Here is a 15,091-nt window from a genome sequence, read left to right on the forward strand (position 1 = left end):
GCCCAATCGCGATGGACGAAGGCTTACGTTTCGCTATCCGTGAAGGTGGCCGTACAGTAGGTGCTGGTGTTGTTGCTTCAATCATCGAATAATATCGATAATTGATTTAACTATCAGTTCTAAAAAAGGTCGCGAAAGCGGCCTTTTTTGATCGTAATAAAAGTTGAAGTATTAATTCCCAATAATAGGTTTAATTACATTTACTATCGCAATTAAAACTTGCCAAACTTGTTAATAATTCAGTATTTTGTCATTAAAGAGTAATCTGTTTACTTTTATCCATTTCCAAACTGTTAAGGCAGTGAAAGTCAATGAATACAAAAATAACAACAACTAGACCATGGCCAGCAAAATTTGCTGAAATGGTCAATCACTATGGCACTTTCGCTGTTAGTCTTGTATTTCTGTCTATTGCGATTTTTATTGCCATTATAGAAACGTCCATTGTTGAGTACTTAATGCATGGGGAGCTATCCCTAAAGGCGTTTTTTCCTTCAATTTTATTAACTTTGATTATTGCACCTGCTTTTTTATTCTTTATTTTTGAATTAATTGCAAGATTGCATACATCTCAGGATGAAATCCAAAAAGCGGTATCAGAGCTTGAGAACTTAAGAGCACAAGATTTACAAACGGCGACCAACTTACGGAAAAATATCAAACAACTTAATTTTGAAATTGAAATACGTAAACGAGCCGAGCTCCAACGTGAAGAAGCCATCACTTTACTTCAATCAGAGATAGAAGAGCGTAAACGCACCGAGATGAGTCTAAATGCTCAGAAGGTACTCTTGCGTTCATGCTTTGATTGCTCACCCGATATCATCTATTACCGCGATGATAATGGCCGTTTCGCAGGCTGTAATAAGTCCCTTGAAGCTGTGACAGGGATGACTGAAAAAGAAATGATAGGCTTAACCCCATGGCAGGTCTATACCCACGAAGTGGCTGAGCAGGTTATTGCATCTGATAAAGAAGTCCTGGCCAGTAATACCAGTATTTCTTATGACATTTGGCTTCCATTACCTGACGGTACACGTCGCCTTTACGAGTTTAAAAAAGTACCTTTCTTCAACGAAGCGGGTAAACGGATCGGTCTATTGGGCTTTGGGCGTGATGTAATGGAGCGTAAGTTAGCGCAAGATCGCCTTGAGCAAATGAATAGAGATAAAACTGCTTTTATCTCAACTATTAGTCATGAACTTAGAACGCCTCTTAATGGAATCGTGGGTATTAGCCGTATTTTACAAGCTTCACTTGCCAGTAATGAGCAAAAGAAACAAGCTAAAATTATTCATGCTTGTGCAATTACCTTAGGTAATATTTTTAATGATATTGTCGATTTAGACAAAATTGAGAGAAATGCATTAAAAGTCCATCTCGAGCCTATAGAGCTACATGAATTAATAGATGAGCTAGCAACGGTTACTGAGCTGCAATCTAAGCACAAAGGGCTAGGGTTTGTATTTGAGCACAATATCCTTGAAACGCTTTGGGTTAAGATTGACCCTACTCGATTGCGACAAGTACTTTGGAATTTATTGTCAAATGCGATGAAGTTTACGCTCAAAGGCGAAGTTAAGTTCTTAGTTGATGTTGCTCAACAAGGCGAGAAAGTTTGGTTAGATTTTGAAGTGGTTGATTCTGGAATTGGTATTGCAGAAAATGAAATCGATAATATTTTCAATATGTACTACCAAGTCGATCGTGAAGAAGTCAGTTCAAGTAGTGGTACAGGCATTGGTTTAGCGATCTCAAAAATGCTAGTTGAAGCAATGGATGGTCAAATAGAAGTGTATAGTGAAGTAGGCCAGGGCAGTAACTTTTCTGTTTCACTCCCTGCTGAATTGGTTGAGCCCCCGCAAACGACAGAAACTAAAATTGAAATCCCGCCTCTTAAAATTTTATTGGTTGAAGATGTAGCTCTAAATGCTCAAGTTGCTAAAGCAACATTAGAAGAAATGGACCATGAGATTATCGTTGCTAAAACAGGTAATGAAGCACTCGATTTATACAAACCAGGTAAGTTTGATTTACTGTTACTTGATATACATTTGCCTGACATGACAGGTTTTGACGTTGCTGCACGAGTGAAGCAAATTGATCTTAACCATCCTCCTTTGGTTGCCTTGACAGCACACTCAGTCAGTAATAAAGACAAATATCGAGAAATTGGCATTATTGATGTGATCACTAAACCATTAAGAGTTGACGAAATCTCTCATGTTTTTGGGCAACTTTTTGGCCGTGAAAAAATTTCTGACTTTGTCGAGTTAGATAATACGGTTAAGACAGAAGATGAGTGCTCCAACTCACCCATTCCTTTGTTAGATGAGGATTTTATTGAGCAAATGCTCTCTACAGTCGGCGCTAAAATTATGATGGATAACCTCGCTTTATTCGAAGAGCTCGTTATCGATTATCTCGATGAGTTAATTCAAGCTAAAAATCAGCAAAACTACAAAGAAGTAGCTGCAATAGGACATAAAATAAAGGGTTCTTGTGCTTCAGTTGGTTTAACAAGTATGCAAAAAGTAGCTCATGCCATCCAAGAAAAAGACAAAAAAAATTGGTTGGCTCAACTTGACGACAGAATTGCTGCTTTAATTAAAGCCAGAGTGGATGATGTCAGTTATCTCAAACGTTGGCTAGAGACAAAAAAATAGCCACGTGATGTGGCTATTTAATTGATAATATTTAAAGTTCGCTTAGTCGAGCTGTCCTGAAAAGCGGTACCCTTCGCCGTGTATTGTCGAGATAAGCTCTGGTGCGCCTGGAGCTTCTTCAAAATGCTTACGTAACCTTCTGATAGTCACATCAACCGTTCTATCGTTAGGTTTAAGCTCACGGCCCGTCATCTCTTTAATGAGTTGCTCGCGCGTCATTATTTTACCTGGGTTATCTAATAATAACTTAAGTGCTCGGAATTCACTTTTTGGTAAACGCGTGCTTTCTTGATCTGGGTTGACTAAGCTGCGGCTGTCGCAGTCTAAACACCAACCATTAAATTTGTATTCACTGACTTCCGCGCTACTGGTTGAGGTTAACTCTCCCGTACGGTTGATAAGGTTGCGCGCACGAATAGTTAGTTCACGAGGATTAAACGGTTTAACCAAATAATCGTCTGCACCAATCTCTAGGCCTAGAATTCGATCAACATCGTTATCACGACCAGTTAAGAAAATTAGGCCAATGTTTCTTTGTTCTCTCAATTCACGAGCAAGCATTAAACCGTTTTTACCCGGCAAGCCAATATCCATTACTACAAGGTGAATTTCTTGTTCGGATAATAGAGTGTGCATTTCATCGCCGTCTTCTGCAGAGTAAACATCATATCCTTCTGCTTGGAATAAACTGATTAAAGTATTTCTGGTGACAGCTTCATCTTCAACGATGAGGATCTTACGTGTTTGCATCTTGACCCTTTTTGGTAGTCTCTATATCCATGATCTAGGTATTCGTTGAAATTATAGTGATTTCCTTTTATATCTCAATACTTCATATTTACCTAGTTGAAAATTTATCCCCTATTTTGTTACATAATTTTAAATGGTGTTAAATTGGTGTTGGTTCTTTTAACTGAATTACTTTAACTGGCAAACTTATCTCAAATTCTATGCCATTTCCCTCTTCACTTGCGACTGTGATATGGCCGTTCAAAGCTTGGGTTATTAGGTTGTAAACTAGATGCATACCAAGGCCACTTCCACCTTCACCACGCTTAGTTGTGACGAAAGGATCAAAGATACGTTTTCGCAATTGATCATTAATGCCTTTACCATCATCGCTATAAATCATATTGAGCTGATTGTTGTAGCAACGAACTACAATGCGAATTTTTCCTGATTCACCCTCATCGAATGCATGAATAATTGAATTCATGATTAAATTAATAAGCACTTGGTTTAAAGGGCCTGGTTTACTTTCAATAATCAACTCTTGTTCACAGTCAATATCAATTTGGTGTTGATGGTGTTTTAGCTTGGGCTTTAATGAAAGTAAAACTTCTTGGATTAACTGATAGACTGAAAATTCTCGATCGCCTTCGCTTCCCTGATCAACTGCGACTTGTTTGAAGCTACTGATCAATTCTGCTGCTCGATTCAAGTTACGGTAGATGATATTGAGGTTTTCTTCCCCTTCTCCAATAAACTTCTTTAATTGCCCTGCAGTGAGTTGTTTAGAATCCATTTTCTCATGGATGTCTTTTAACCTGTCCATTAACAAGGTTGAGGCTGTGACACCTAAACCTATCGGCGTGTTAACTTCGTGAGCAATACCTGCAACCATATCTCCTAATGAAGCCATTTTTTCAGTTTCAACGAGCTGATTCTGATACTGGTGCAGTTTTTCCAGCGTTGACATCAGCTCTCCATTAGAGTCTTTTAATGCTGTTGTACGTTGGTTTACTTTGTCTTCTAAACTTGAGTTGAGCTTGCGAATTTCAAGTTCGGCTTCTCTTTGTTTGTCTAACGTTACGCGTATTCTATCCAGCATGGTATTGAAGCTGGTACTCAACACGTTAAGTTCTTGTAAGCTTTGCCTTGGTGCTTGCAAGGTATAATCTTTTTCGTTTGCAACTTGTTTAAAGAGCCTAACAAGCTCTTCTATTGGCTTAGTAATATGAGCTTGAAATTTAAGCGATAATACAAAAGCTACAATCAGTGAACAGATTAAAACAGCTACTTTCAAATAAAGCTGGTTATTCACCCTTTCATTTAATTCTTCGAGTGATCCTCGGATATACAAGTATCCAATAATTGTTTGCTCTGATTGTATCGGCCTGATGAGCTCTAAATAGTTATCACTAAAATGAGCTTTGAGTAAGGTTTTTATTTTTCCAAACTTGGCTGGAACAGGTGGGGTACCCAATTTATTGTAGCTGGCAAAAAACTCCAGTTCTCCACTGAAGTCATCGACACGATAGATATGAATGTTCTCAACGAAATCTGTCGTTTCAAGCGCCTGTAATCGCGTTGTTTCAGTTTTAGAGTCATCGAATAGGATGCTACTGACAGAGTTAAATGCGATGATGTCAGCATAAGCAATTGCTGACGATTTGACGTTGTCTTTTTGTTGCTTTATTTCAAGCCACCCATTAATGATAAATGCAGATATAAGTGAAAGTGCTGCGGTGAGCATTACCATTAAAATAATCGAACTTTTTATCGAAGATGTACTTCTAATCGATGCCATATTGCTCAAAGAAAACCTACTGATTATTTCTTTTCATCTCAAGAGTGTATGTAGATATAGAGAATTTAACAAGCCTTGTTTAAATTAGCCTTAGTACTGATTCTAATTAATAAGTATTATCAATTAAATCATTGAGTAAAGAGCTAACTTCATGTCAAAACTATGGCAAATATATCAATCTGTTTACTTTGTATTCGAGCAGAATCAAAACATGCCTGCTGATGATTTTGCTGTGATCACGGCAATGAACCCGAAAGGTCAGCCAGTTGGCTCAGAAGAAAATCGCAAACAGATGAATGATCTAGCTAAAGTGCTTCACGAGTCTGAAGTTCATTTTTTCAAGACATTAGTAATGTCACAAAGTTACGATTACGCCGAGCAAAGTCATGTTTGCATTTGTAATCTAACACAAGCAAAAAAATGGGGTGTGCTGTTTGAGCAAAATGCTATTTATTATGTGCGAAGTGGTAAATTATACCTTGAACCGTGTCTGCTAAATGTGCAAAGTGTGTTATTGGGTCAGTTTACAGATTATCTTAAATATAACTAGTTACTTACCCGTTAGTAACTGCACCAAATCGGCCTTACTAAGCTTGTATTTTATTGCAATATCTTCCAGTTGATATTTCTTAAGATAAGCTTGTTTTTGACTTTCGGTGGGTTTAATTAAATCGATAAAATCAGGTACACAGATACAAGTAACTACTTTGTTGTGTGGTGAGGTTGGGTCATCTGTTGCGATTGAGCGATAAACTTGATGGTTACAAGGCTTAACTCTTAGAGGGTCTTGCAAGCATTGCTCAGCAGCAGACGCTACTGAGCAACAAAGTGAGAGCAAAAGTGCTGCTAAGTATTTCATTCAATACCTAATGCATTTTTGTATACGGTTTCGTATTGAACCGCAGAGTCGTGCCAGTTAAAACGAGTTTGAATTGCTCGTTTCCTAATGACATCAAATACCTCTGGATATTCATGATAAAAGAGCAAGGCTTTTAACACACATGTGAGTAGATCAGTCGGATCAGGATGTTCAAAAACAAAACCATTAGCTGTGCTACTATCAGCTTCATAGTCGTTAATGGTATCTCTTAAACCACCTACTGCTCTGACAATTGGCAATGTGCCATAGGCTAGCGAATACATCTGATTTAAGCCACATGGCTCAAATAAAGATGGCATCATGAAAAAGTCACTACCTGCAGTAACCAAATGAGCAAAACGCAAGCTAAAGTCATTTAAGAAGTAGAATTTATCAGGATACTTGTCTCTGAGCACTTTTAGCTGATCCACCATATGCGGATCACCTGTGCCCACTAAAATAAACTGGACGTTGTGTCTCAAGATATTTTCAAGAACAGGTAGCAAATAATGAAAACCTTTTTGATCGGTAATGCGGCATACCATACCGATAATTGGAATTTTATCATTTACTGCTAGTTTACTTTGTTGTTGTAAGTTGGCCTTACAAAAAGCTTTGCCAGACATATTTTCATGTGTATAGCGAGCTGGAATTAATTCGTCCGTTGCAGCATCCCATTGGCTGTAATCACAACCATTGAGGACACCTGAAAGGTCTGCACTTCGGCTTCTAAATAAATCACCTAAGTGATGTGAACCTAAGTCAGTTTGTAATTCTTGAGCATAGCTAGGGCTAACGGCAACAATTTTATCTGCACAGCGAATAGCCATTTTAGCGAAGTTCACCATACCGTGGTGAATGTGTTCGTAATCTATGCCAGCATGCACTAGGAAAGGAATTTGGTCTAAGTGAAAAATCCCTTGGAAAGCACCATTGTGTACATTAAATACGGTTTTTGCATTGGCAAGACAAGCTTCATGACGCCAATGTTTGTTGAGTAGGTGAGGAATCGTGCCAGTATGCCAATCATTACAGTGAATGATATCAACGGTAAAGTTTTGTAGTAAGGCTACTTGTAGTGAAGCCATACTGAAAAAAGCAAAGCGTTCACCGTTATCGTGATAAGCCTCATAGCCATCGCTGTAAAAGCCATCACGCCCGAAGAAATCATCATGCTCAATACAGAATACTTTTACACCTTTTAATTCTGTTTCGCGAACAGTGTAATAGTAACTATCTTCACCAACTCTCAACTCCACGTTTTCGTGAATGATATGAGTATCGATATCAGACATTGTTTTACTGTAGTAGGGCATGACGATTTTTACGTCATGTCCCATAGCGGTTAAGGCTAGCGGCAGAGCTTTTGCTACATCTGCAAGGCCACCTGTTTTGGCCAGCTCTTCAACTTCTGAAGAAACAAATAATATGTTCATATTCGTTATTCGTCGAAACCGATTTTAGTGCCTTTAGGAACGGTAACAATACCGCCTCTAGATACAGTAAAGCCGCGCTTTTCATCTAGTTCACGGTCTACACCCAATGTTGTACCAGGTGCGATTTCAACATTTTTATCAATGATGGCTTTGTTTATGACACAGCCTTTACCAATCACGGCATCACCAATGATTACGCTTTCGGTGATTTCTGAACGTGGTTCAACTTGAACGTTGAAACCCAGTACAGATTTTTCTACTTTAGCTCCACGCATCACACAACCTGAAGCAATTGAAGAGTTTACAACAGTCGTTTGCTGTCCCTGTGAAGACTCCAGAAGCTGTGCTGGTGGTACAGTTGGATGATAAGTTCGAAGTGGCCATTGCGAGTTATATAAATCAAATGCACTGTCTTTCGATAATAAATCCATGCTCGCTTGCCAGTATGAATCAATCGTACCTACATCACGCCAGTAGAAAGCATCACCGTTTTCGTTAGGGATCTCATTATTGGTGAAGTCGTAAACAAATACATTTCCTTCTGCCATTAAGCCTGGAATGATGTTTTTACCAAAGTCGTGATCTGAATTTGGATCTTGCGCATCTTCTTTAAGTACGCGGTAAAGAACATCTGGGTCAAACGTATAGTTACCCATTGAAATTAATGCTGTGTTTGGGTCGCCAGGAATTGATTTAGGGTTAGCGGGCTTTTCTTGGAAACCAACCATTTTACCTGCTTCATCAATTTCAATTACACCAAACTGGTGGGCTTCTTCAATCGGTACACGAATAGCTGCAACGGTTAAATCAGCTTTTTGTTTTTTGTGATAATCAGTCATCTGACGCACGTTCATTTTGTAAATGTGGTCAGAACCGAACACGCATACAAGCTCAGGCTCGTGAATTTCAATTAAGCGTAGATTTTGGTAGATGGCATCAGCAGTGCCTTCATACCAACGCTTACCCATACGCATTTGTGCGGGTATAGCGTCAATGAATTGGTCAGTTAGTCCTGATAAATGCCAGGCTTGGCGAAGGTGGATATTTAATGATTGTGACTTGAATTGGGTAAGAACATATATTTTGAGTAAATCGGAATTGACGAAGTTGTTTAGTACAAAATCAATCAATCTATATTGTCCTGCGAACGGAACTGCTGGTTTAGTACGCGTCTCCGTTAGTGGAAATAATCGAGTGCCTGCGCCACCCGCCAAAATCATAGATAAAATCCCTGCCATAACCTTTTGCCTTGTATTTTGTCTTATATCAAATTGTATTGTTCACCCAACAACCTGTCGGGTGTGTGGTTTTTACAAACTGCAGCTGTAAACTTTAAACTTATTGTTTTGAGCTATTACATCTACTGTTTTAAACTCTGCTTTAAGTATTTCACTGTACTTTAAAAAGCTATTGGCGACTAAAATCAATTTCCCTTGAGTATTTAATTTATGTCGACAACTTTTTATAAATGTTTCAACCACATGGTAGTCGATTTTAACCCCAGTATGAAAGGGGGGGTTGGTAAAAATCCAATCGAATTTTGATGAAATTTTCGTTAAACCGTCTGATAGAATCACTTTTCCCTGAATATTGTTCATTTGTAACGATTTGTTACTAGCTTCAACGGCCAGCGAGTCCACGTCAGATAAGGTTAATTGCTTGATTTCGAAGTGTTTACCTAAGTAACTGCCAATCACACCACAACCAGAAGCAAAATCGAGCACATTCCCGGATATATCATTGGGTAAATTTTCTAATAATAACTGAGTACCTTCATCCAATCGTCCATCGCTAAATACACTTGGAAGTGATGATACCGAAATGTTGTTTTCACCGATTTGAAAATCGTGTTGACTGAAGTTTAATTCGTCATTGGCTGAATAATTTTCATTGAGCATGGCTTGGAAAATCAAACTGTGCTTTCCTGAGGCCACTTTTTTTATAAATGCGAGCTGATCCGATTTCATTTTCGCCATAGATTTGATGCCACCTTTGTTTTCACCGACAAAATAAATAACGGTATTGGGATGGCAGCAGGCTGCAATTTGATCGACTAACCAAGCTAATTTGTTTTTCGCTTTAGGGTAGTAAATTAAGACATAATCGAACTCGCGCTCTGGTTTGGCTGGCCAAGTATGTTGTTTGAGGTTGCCTGTTTGAGTTGTCGCACGAAAATTTAGTAACTCACAGTCTGGCCAATCGTTTTGATTAAAACCTTCATCGTGAATTGGATCAACAATCAAACAAGGTGCAGTAATGAGCTCTTTTGCGTGTTGTAAAAACAGCTGGGTAGGGGCTGAATGTGAAGCCATAGCTAGTCGTGCTCTCAGAGAAAAAAGGTGCATATAAATATAAGCCACATATAAAAGCAAATAATTCTTAACTTTTTGGCTGTTTCACTTTTTCTTGTTAACGCTTTGGGTAAAATGACGGATACTTAAGGTTATAGTATGTTGCTGCTTTTATAGGCAACGGAAATATCAAATAACCTTTTCGATTAACTGTAATTTATATAATCAATTATTATATAAATCGGTTTATTTATAGCTTAATCAATATAAGAAATTTATTATGTCTGATCATAGATTGACGCACCTAAAGCAACTGGAAGCTGAGTCAATTCACATTATGCGTGAAGTTGCGGCTGAGTTCGAAAATCCAGTAATGCTTTATTCAGTGGGTAAAGATTCATCGGTTTTACTTCATTTAGCGCGTAAGGCGTTCGCTCCTGCTAAAATTCCATTCCCATTACTACACGTAGACACTGGTTGGAAATTTAGAGAGATGATCGAGTTTCGCGATCGCATGGCTAAAGAGTACGATTTCGACTTATTAGTTCACCAAAACCCTGAAGGTTTAGAAATGGGTGTTGGTCCGTTTACACACGGCAGTGCTAAACACACAGATATAATGAAGACACAAGCATTGAAACAAGCTTTAGACAAGTACGGTTTTGATGCTGCATTCGGTGGTGCTCGTCGTGATGAAGAAAAGTCACGTGCAAAAGAGCGCGTTTATTCTTTCCGTGATAAAAATCACAGATGGGACCCTAAAAACCAACGTCCAGAGTTGTGGAATGTATACAATTCTAAAGTTGATAAAGGCGAAAGTATTCGTGTATTCCCATTATCAAACTGGACTGAATTAGATATTTGGCAGTACATCTACCTAGAAAACATTCAAATTCCTGACCTTTACTTCTCGGCAGAGCGCCCAGTTGTTATGCGTGATGGCGTGAAGATCATGGTTGATGATGATCGTATGCCTTTAGAAGAAGGTGAAGTACCAGCTATGGAAATGGTTCGTTTCCGTACTTTAGGTTGTTACCCATTAACGGGCGCAGTCAACTCTGAAGCGACAACGTTACCTGAGATCATTCAAGAAATGTTATTAGCCACTACATCTGAGCGTCAAGGACGTGTTATCGATAGCGATTCTGCTGGCTCGATGGAGAAGAAGAAAATGGAAGGTTACTTCTAACCATGGCTTATTTCGACGTCTTCAACGGCGATGCAGATGGAATTTGCGCTTTATTGCAGTTGCGACTAGCACAACCTTTAGACAGTACGCTGATTACTGGCGTTAAACGCGATATTAAATTATTAGCAAAAGTAGAGGCAAGTTCGGGTGACCAAGTCACGGTCCTTGATATCTCTATGGATAAAAATAAAGAGGCGCTACTGTCGACACTAGCAACAGGTGCTGCTGTCTTTTACTGTGATCACCATTTTGCAGGTGATATCCCACAGGCTGATAACTTAACCAGTTTGATTGATACCGATGCTGGTACTTGTACTAGTTTGCTTGTCAATCAGCATTTGAACGGCCAATTTGCCCATTGGGCAGTTGTTGCTGCTTACGGCGACAATATGCTCGTAGCTGCCGATGCGTTAGCTGACGAGTTAGGTTTAACTGCAGAACAAAAGCAAGCATTAAAAGATCTTGGGATTGCCATTAATTACAATGGTTATGGTGCTGATTTATCAGATTTACATATCGCTCCTGCGGATTTATTCAAAGCATTGCTTGAGTATCCAAATCCGTTAGAGATGATTGCACAAAAAGCGCCACTGTATGTGGAGCTAATCGCCAACTATCAAGCTGATTTAAAGCAAGTTGAAAGTGCTGAGTTAAAACACGCATCTGACACAGGATCAATTTTTGTATTACCAAACCAAGCTTGGGCACGTCGCATTTCAGGTGTGTGGGGTAATGACTTGGCCAATGCTGCGAAAGATAAAGCGCACGCAGTTCTGACTGAGCTGGCCAAAGGTGGTTATTTAGTTTCAGTTCGCTCACCAAAGAATCGTCCTGAAGGCGCAGATGATTTATGTCGTCAATTTGAAACTGGCGGTGGCCGTAAAGCGGCAGCAGGTATTAACGTACTACCTGAAGAAGAACTGAACAGATTTATAAATACGTTTGAACAGACGTTCGCGTAAAGAGAGGAATTTGACATGTCACATCAATCGGAACTGATTGAAAACGATATCCATGCTTACTTAAAAGAGCATGAAAACAAAGAGTTATTACGCTTTTTAACTTGTGGTAGCGTAGATGATGGTAAAAGTACATTAATTGGTCGTTTATTACACGACTCAAAAATGATTTATGAAGATCAATTAGCAGCAATCACTCAAGACAGTAAAAAGAGCGGTACAACTGGTGATGCAATTGATTTAGCGTTACTTGTTGATGGTCTACAATCAGAGCGTGAGCAAGGTATCACCATCGATGTTGCATACCGTTATTTCTCAACATCTAAGCGTAAATTCATCATCGCAGATACGCCAGGTCATGAGCAATACACGCGTAACATGGCAACAGGTGCATCAACTTGTGATCTTGCAATTATCTTAATTGATGCGCGTCACGGTGTTCAAACACAAACTCGTCGTCACAGCTTTATCGTTTCTCTATTAGGTATTCGCCACGTTGTTGTTGCGGTTAATAAGATGGATTTAGTTGATTTCAGCGAAGAGCGTTATGAAGAAATCAAAAAAGAATACTTAGAGTTTGCAGCTGAATTAAACATTCATGATATTCGTTTTGCACCTATCTCTGCTTTAAATGGCGATAACGTTGTTTCTAAGAGTGAGAGCACTCCTTGGTACCAAGGCGAAACATTAATGCAAACTTTAGAGCAAGTTGAAATTGTAGCTGATCGCAACTTCTCTGATTTCCGCTTACCTGTACAGTATGTTAACCGCCCTAACTTAGATTTCCGTGGTTTCTGCGGCACAATTGCATCAGGTGTGGTTAAGGTAGGTGACGAAATCAAAGCACTACCATCTGGTAAAACTTCAAAAGTTAAATCAATTGTGACATTTGAAGGTGAAATCGAAGAAGCATTTGCACCTATGTCGATTACATTAACGTTAGAAGATGAAATCGATATCAGCCGCGGTGACGTGATTGTACCTGTAGGTAACGAGCCTAAGATTACGAATAACCTTAAAGCACACATTGTTTGGATGGATGAAAAAGCCATGCAAGCAGGCAAAACGTATGACTTTAAATTAGGTACGAAACAAACTGCTGGTCAAATTGATGCAGTGGACTACCGTATCAATGTTAATACGTTAGCGCATGAAACTACGGACGAATTAGCACTTAATGAAATTGCTCTATGTAATGTATCTTTAAATGCACCTGTTGCAGTTGATCGCTACCAAGAGAACAAGCTATTAGGTAGCTTTATTATTATCGACCGTTTAACTAACGTAACTGTTGGTGCTGGTATGATCTCAGAAGCGCTTGAAGGTGCTACTTCTGCACAGTTCAGCGAATTCGAAATCGAGTTTAACCAGTTAGTGCGCAAGCACTTCCCACACTGGCAAGCGATTGATTTAAAAGATTTAATGAAATAAATCAATATGCTTTCTCAATGGATTGTCGCGGCAATTTTTGCCGTGACAATTATCGCCTTAATTTCTTCTCGCTGGCGCGCTACTCGCGTTTTTACCTTCACTTTAGTGAGCTTGTTTATCACTGGCATCATAACGCCTGAACAATCTCTGCAAAATGCGGTAAGCCCTGGTGTAGCCACACTTATTGCACTTCTTTTGGCATCTCGCGCTTTAGAGCGCACGAGTGTTTTAAAGTTATTTGCCAGTAAAGCTATCGACGACAGTGAAGCAAAAACCGTCGCTAAGTTATCCGGACTTGCCGCTTTTTTCTCCTCTTTTTTAAATAATACCGCGGTTGTTGCTACTTTAATCAAGCCGATAAAAGCGCAAAGCAAGCACCCGTCTTCGAGGCTACTAATTCCGCTTAGCTATGCGGCTATTCTCGGTGGAACCACCACACTGATTGGCACATCGACTAATATGGTCGTTAATAGTTTCTGGATGAACCAAGGCAATGAATCCTTGGGCTTTTTCAGCTTTTTGCCAATAGGTCTCGCACTGGTTATCTGTGGTGCATTCTTGTTGATTTTGCGCCGGCAAAAATTACCTTTGGTCGAAACTAAAACTGATGATAGTCATTATTTTATAGACCTTAAAATCAACCCTAATTCGCCACTTGTTGGTAAAACAATTGAAGAGTCGAGCCTTCGAAATTTAAATAGTTTTTACCTTGTTGAGTTGGTTCGCGCGAGCAACTCAATTACGCCTGTTCAGCCAAATCGTGTATTACAAGCCAAAGACAGACTCGTTTTTTGCGGTGATGTTAATCACATCGAAGAGTTACAACGTGTTGAAGGGGCAACTATTTTTGCCGAGCACACGGGGTTGATGAGTGATAACCTCGTTGAAGTTGTCGTCGCCGAGCGCTCTACTTTAGTTGGTCAAACACTCAAGTCAGCTGGATTTCGCGCTATGTTTGATGCCGCCGTTGTTGGCTTAAAGCGCAATGGTTTGCGTGTCCCTGGTAAGTTAGGTGAAGTAAAGCTCAAAGAGGGTGATAGTTTATTACTCGCTGCGGGTGGCGATTTCAAAAAACGAAAAAACCTAAGTAAGCACTTCTTTGTAATCTCTGATTTATCTGTTGACCAGCCGTTGACTGTTACACAAAATGCCTGTGTTCTCGCTGGTTTTGCTACCGTCTTGGCAGCAAGTATCGCCGGTTTGACGACCTTGTTTACTGGCCTTTGTATTTTTATTGTGGCATGTATGGCGGCAGGTTTGCTGAAAAGTGCTGAATTAAAACGCTTATTTCCATTCGACTTATGGCTAATCATTACGGCTGCTTTGACCTTAGCAGATGCCATGATGCAAAGTGGCTTATCCGATACGATAGCGACGTCATTACATGCATACTTTAGCCAACAGTCGGCTTTATTTGCGATGATCGGCGTTATCATTGTTACTATGATTTTGACGGAAATCGTGACTAATACTGCTGCCGCCGCTTTGATGTTTCCACTAGCATTGGGGTTTGCCCATAGTTTTGGCGTCAGTGAAATGACTTTTGTAATGGCTGTTGCCTTTGGTGCAAGTGCCTGTTTTTTAAGTCCTTACGGTTATCAAACTAACTTACTTGTGTTTAATACCGGGGGCTATAAATTTACCGACTTTACTAAGTTTGGTTTGCCTTTTAGTTTAATGTACTTAGTAGTTTGTAGTCTGCTAATACCTTATTTTTTCCCTTTCTAAAA

General features: G+C 39.4%; 13 protein-coding genes. 7 read left to right on the plus strand and 6 right to left on the minus strand.

What is annotated here, in order from left to right; all coding sequences use genetic code 11:
- Together HR060_RS16820 and arcB are read left to right on the plus strand one after the other, a co-directional pair.
- Positions 1–92: EF-Tu C-terminal domain-related protein (locus tag HR060_RS16820; protein ID WP_484502640.1), on the plus strand; the 92-nt coding region annotated here is incomplete at its 5' end.
- A gap of 219 nt (positions 93–311) precedes the next feature.
- Positions 312–2,666, plus strand: coding sequence for an aerobic respiration two-component sensor histidine kinase ArcB (gene arcB, locus HR060_RS16825; RefSeq protein ID WP_174201451.1), 2,355 nt, complete (start codon positions 312–314; stop codon positions 2,664–2,666).
- A gap of 42 nt (positions 2,667–2,708) precedes the next feature.
- Here the strand turns inward: arcB and arcA are convergent, their stop codons facing one another.
- Together arcA and HR060_RS16835 are read right to left on the minus strand one after the other, a co-directional pair.
- The gene (gene arcA, locus HR060_RS16830) at positions 2,709–3,416 is read right to left on the minus strand and encodes a two-component system response regulator ArcA (RefSeq protein WP_174201452.1); all 708 of its coding nucleotides are present in this window, start codon (positions 3,414–3,416) and stop codon (positions 2,709–2,711) included.
- Between the two features lie 139 nt (positions 3,417–3,555).
- On the minus strand, positions 3,556–5,196 hold the full coding sequence (locus HR060_RS16835) for an ATP-binding protein (protein ID WP_174201453.1): 1,641 nt from the start codon (positions 5,194–5,196) through the stop codon (positions 3,556–3,558).
- A gap of 151 nt (positions 5,197–5,347) precedes the next feature.
- Between HR060_RS16835 and HR060_RS16840 the strand changes: the two genes are divergently transcribed.
- Positions 5,348–5,746, plus strand: coding sequence for a DUF3293 domain-containing protein (locus HR060_RS16840; protein WP_174201454.1), 399 nt, complete (start codon positions 5,348–5,350; stop codon positions 5,744–5,746).
- Here HR060_RS16840 and HR060_RS16845 read toward each other — a convergent pair whose 3' ends face one another.
- The 4 genes from HR060_RS16845 to HR060_RS16860 are packed head-to-tail and all read right to left on the minus strand — an operon-like array spanning position 5,747 to position 9,803.
- The gene (locus HR060_RS16845; protein ID WP_174201455.1) at positions 5,747–6,055 is read right to left on the minus strand and encodes a hypothetical protein; all 309 of its coding nucleotides are present in this window, start codon (positions 6,053–6,055) and stop codon (positions 5,747–5,749) included.
- On the minus strand, positions 6,052–7,491 hold the full coding sequence (gene glgA, locus HR060_RS16850) for a glycogen synthase GlgA (protein ID WP_174201456.1): 1,440 nt from the start codon (positions 7,489–7,491) through the stop codon (positions 6,052–6,054). Before glgA ends, HR060_RS16845 begins: the two co-directional genes overlap by 4 nt.
- Positions 7,492–7,496: 5 nt before the next feature.
- Positions 7,497–8,756 (minus strand): glucose-1-phosphate adenylyltransferase, encoded by a 1,260-nt coding sequence (gene glgC, locus HR060_RS16855; RefSeq protein WP_343044265.1) that lies wholly within the window; start codon positions 8,754–8,756, stop codon positions 7,497–7,499.
- A gap of 45 nt (positions 8,757–8,801) precedes the next feature.
- Positions 8,802–9,803 carry a methyltransferase gene (locus HR060_RS16860; RefSeq protein WP_174201458.1) on the minus strand — a complete coding sequence of 334 codons (1,002 nt, stop codon included), beginning with the start codon at positions 9,801–9,803 and terminating at the stop codon, positions 8,802–8,804.
- 259 nt (positions 9,804–10,062) lie between these two features.
- Here HR060_RS16860 and cysD point away from each other — a divergent pair, with 259 nt between their 5' ends.
- From cysD to HR060_RS16880, 4 genes are read left to right on the plus strand one after another with little or no spacing between them, the layout of a single operon-like run.
- On the plus strand, positions 10,063–10,971 hold the full coding sequence (gene cysD / locus HR060_RS16865) for a sulfate adenylyltransferase subunit CysD (protein ID WP_174201459.1): 909 nt from the start codon (positions 10,063–10,065) through the stop codon (positions 10,969–10,971).
- A gap of 2 nt (positions 10,972–10,973) precedes the next feature.
- A complete protein-coding gene (locus tag HR060_RS16870; protein ID WP_174201460.1) occupies positions 10,974–11,933 on the plus strand; it encodes a DHH family phosphoesterase in 960 nt (319 codons plus the stop codon).
- Positions 11,934–11,948: 15 nt separating this feature from the next.
- On the plus strand, positions 11,949–13,361 hold the full coding sequence (gene cysN, locus HR060_RS16875) for a sulfate adenylyltransferase subunit CysN (RefSeq protein WP_174201461.1): 1,413 nt from the start codon (positions 11,949–11,951) through the stop codon (positions 13,359–13,361).
- Positions 13,362–13,367: 6 nt separating this feature from the next.
- Complete coding sequence (locus HR060_RS16880; RefSeq protein ID WP_174201462.1) at positions 13,368–15,089, plus strand: SLC13 family permease; 1,722 nt, start codon at positions 13,368–13,370, stop codon at positions 15,087–15,089.
- Positions 15,090–15,091 lie beyond the last annotated feature (2 nt).

The organism is Marinifaba aquimaris, assembly GCF_013328345.1.
GTDB classification, from domain to species: domain Bacteria; phylum Pseudomonadota; class Gammaproteobacteria; order Enterobacterales; family Alteromonadaceae; genus Marinifaba; species Marinifaba aquimaris.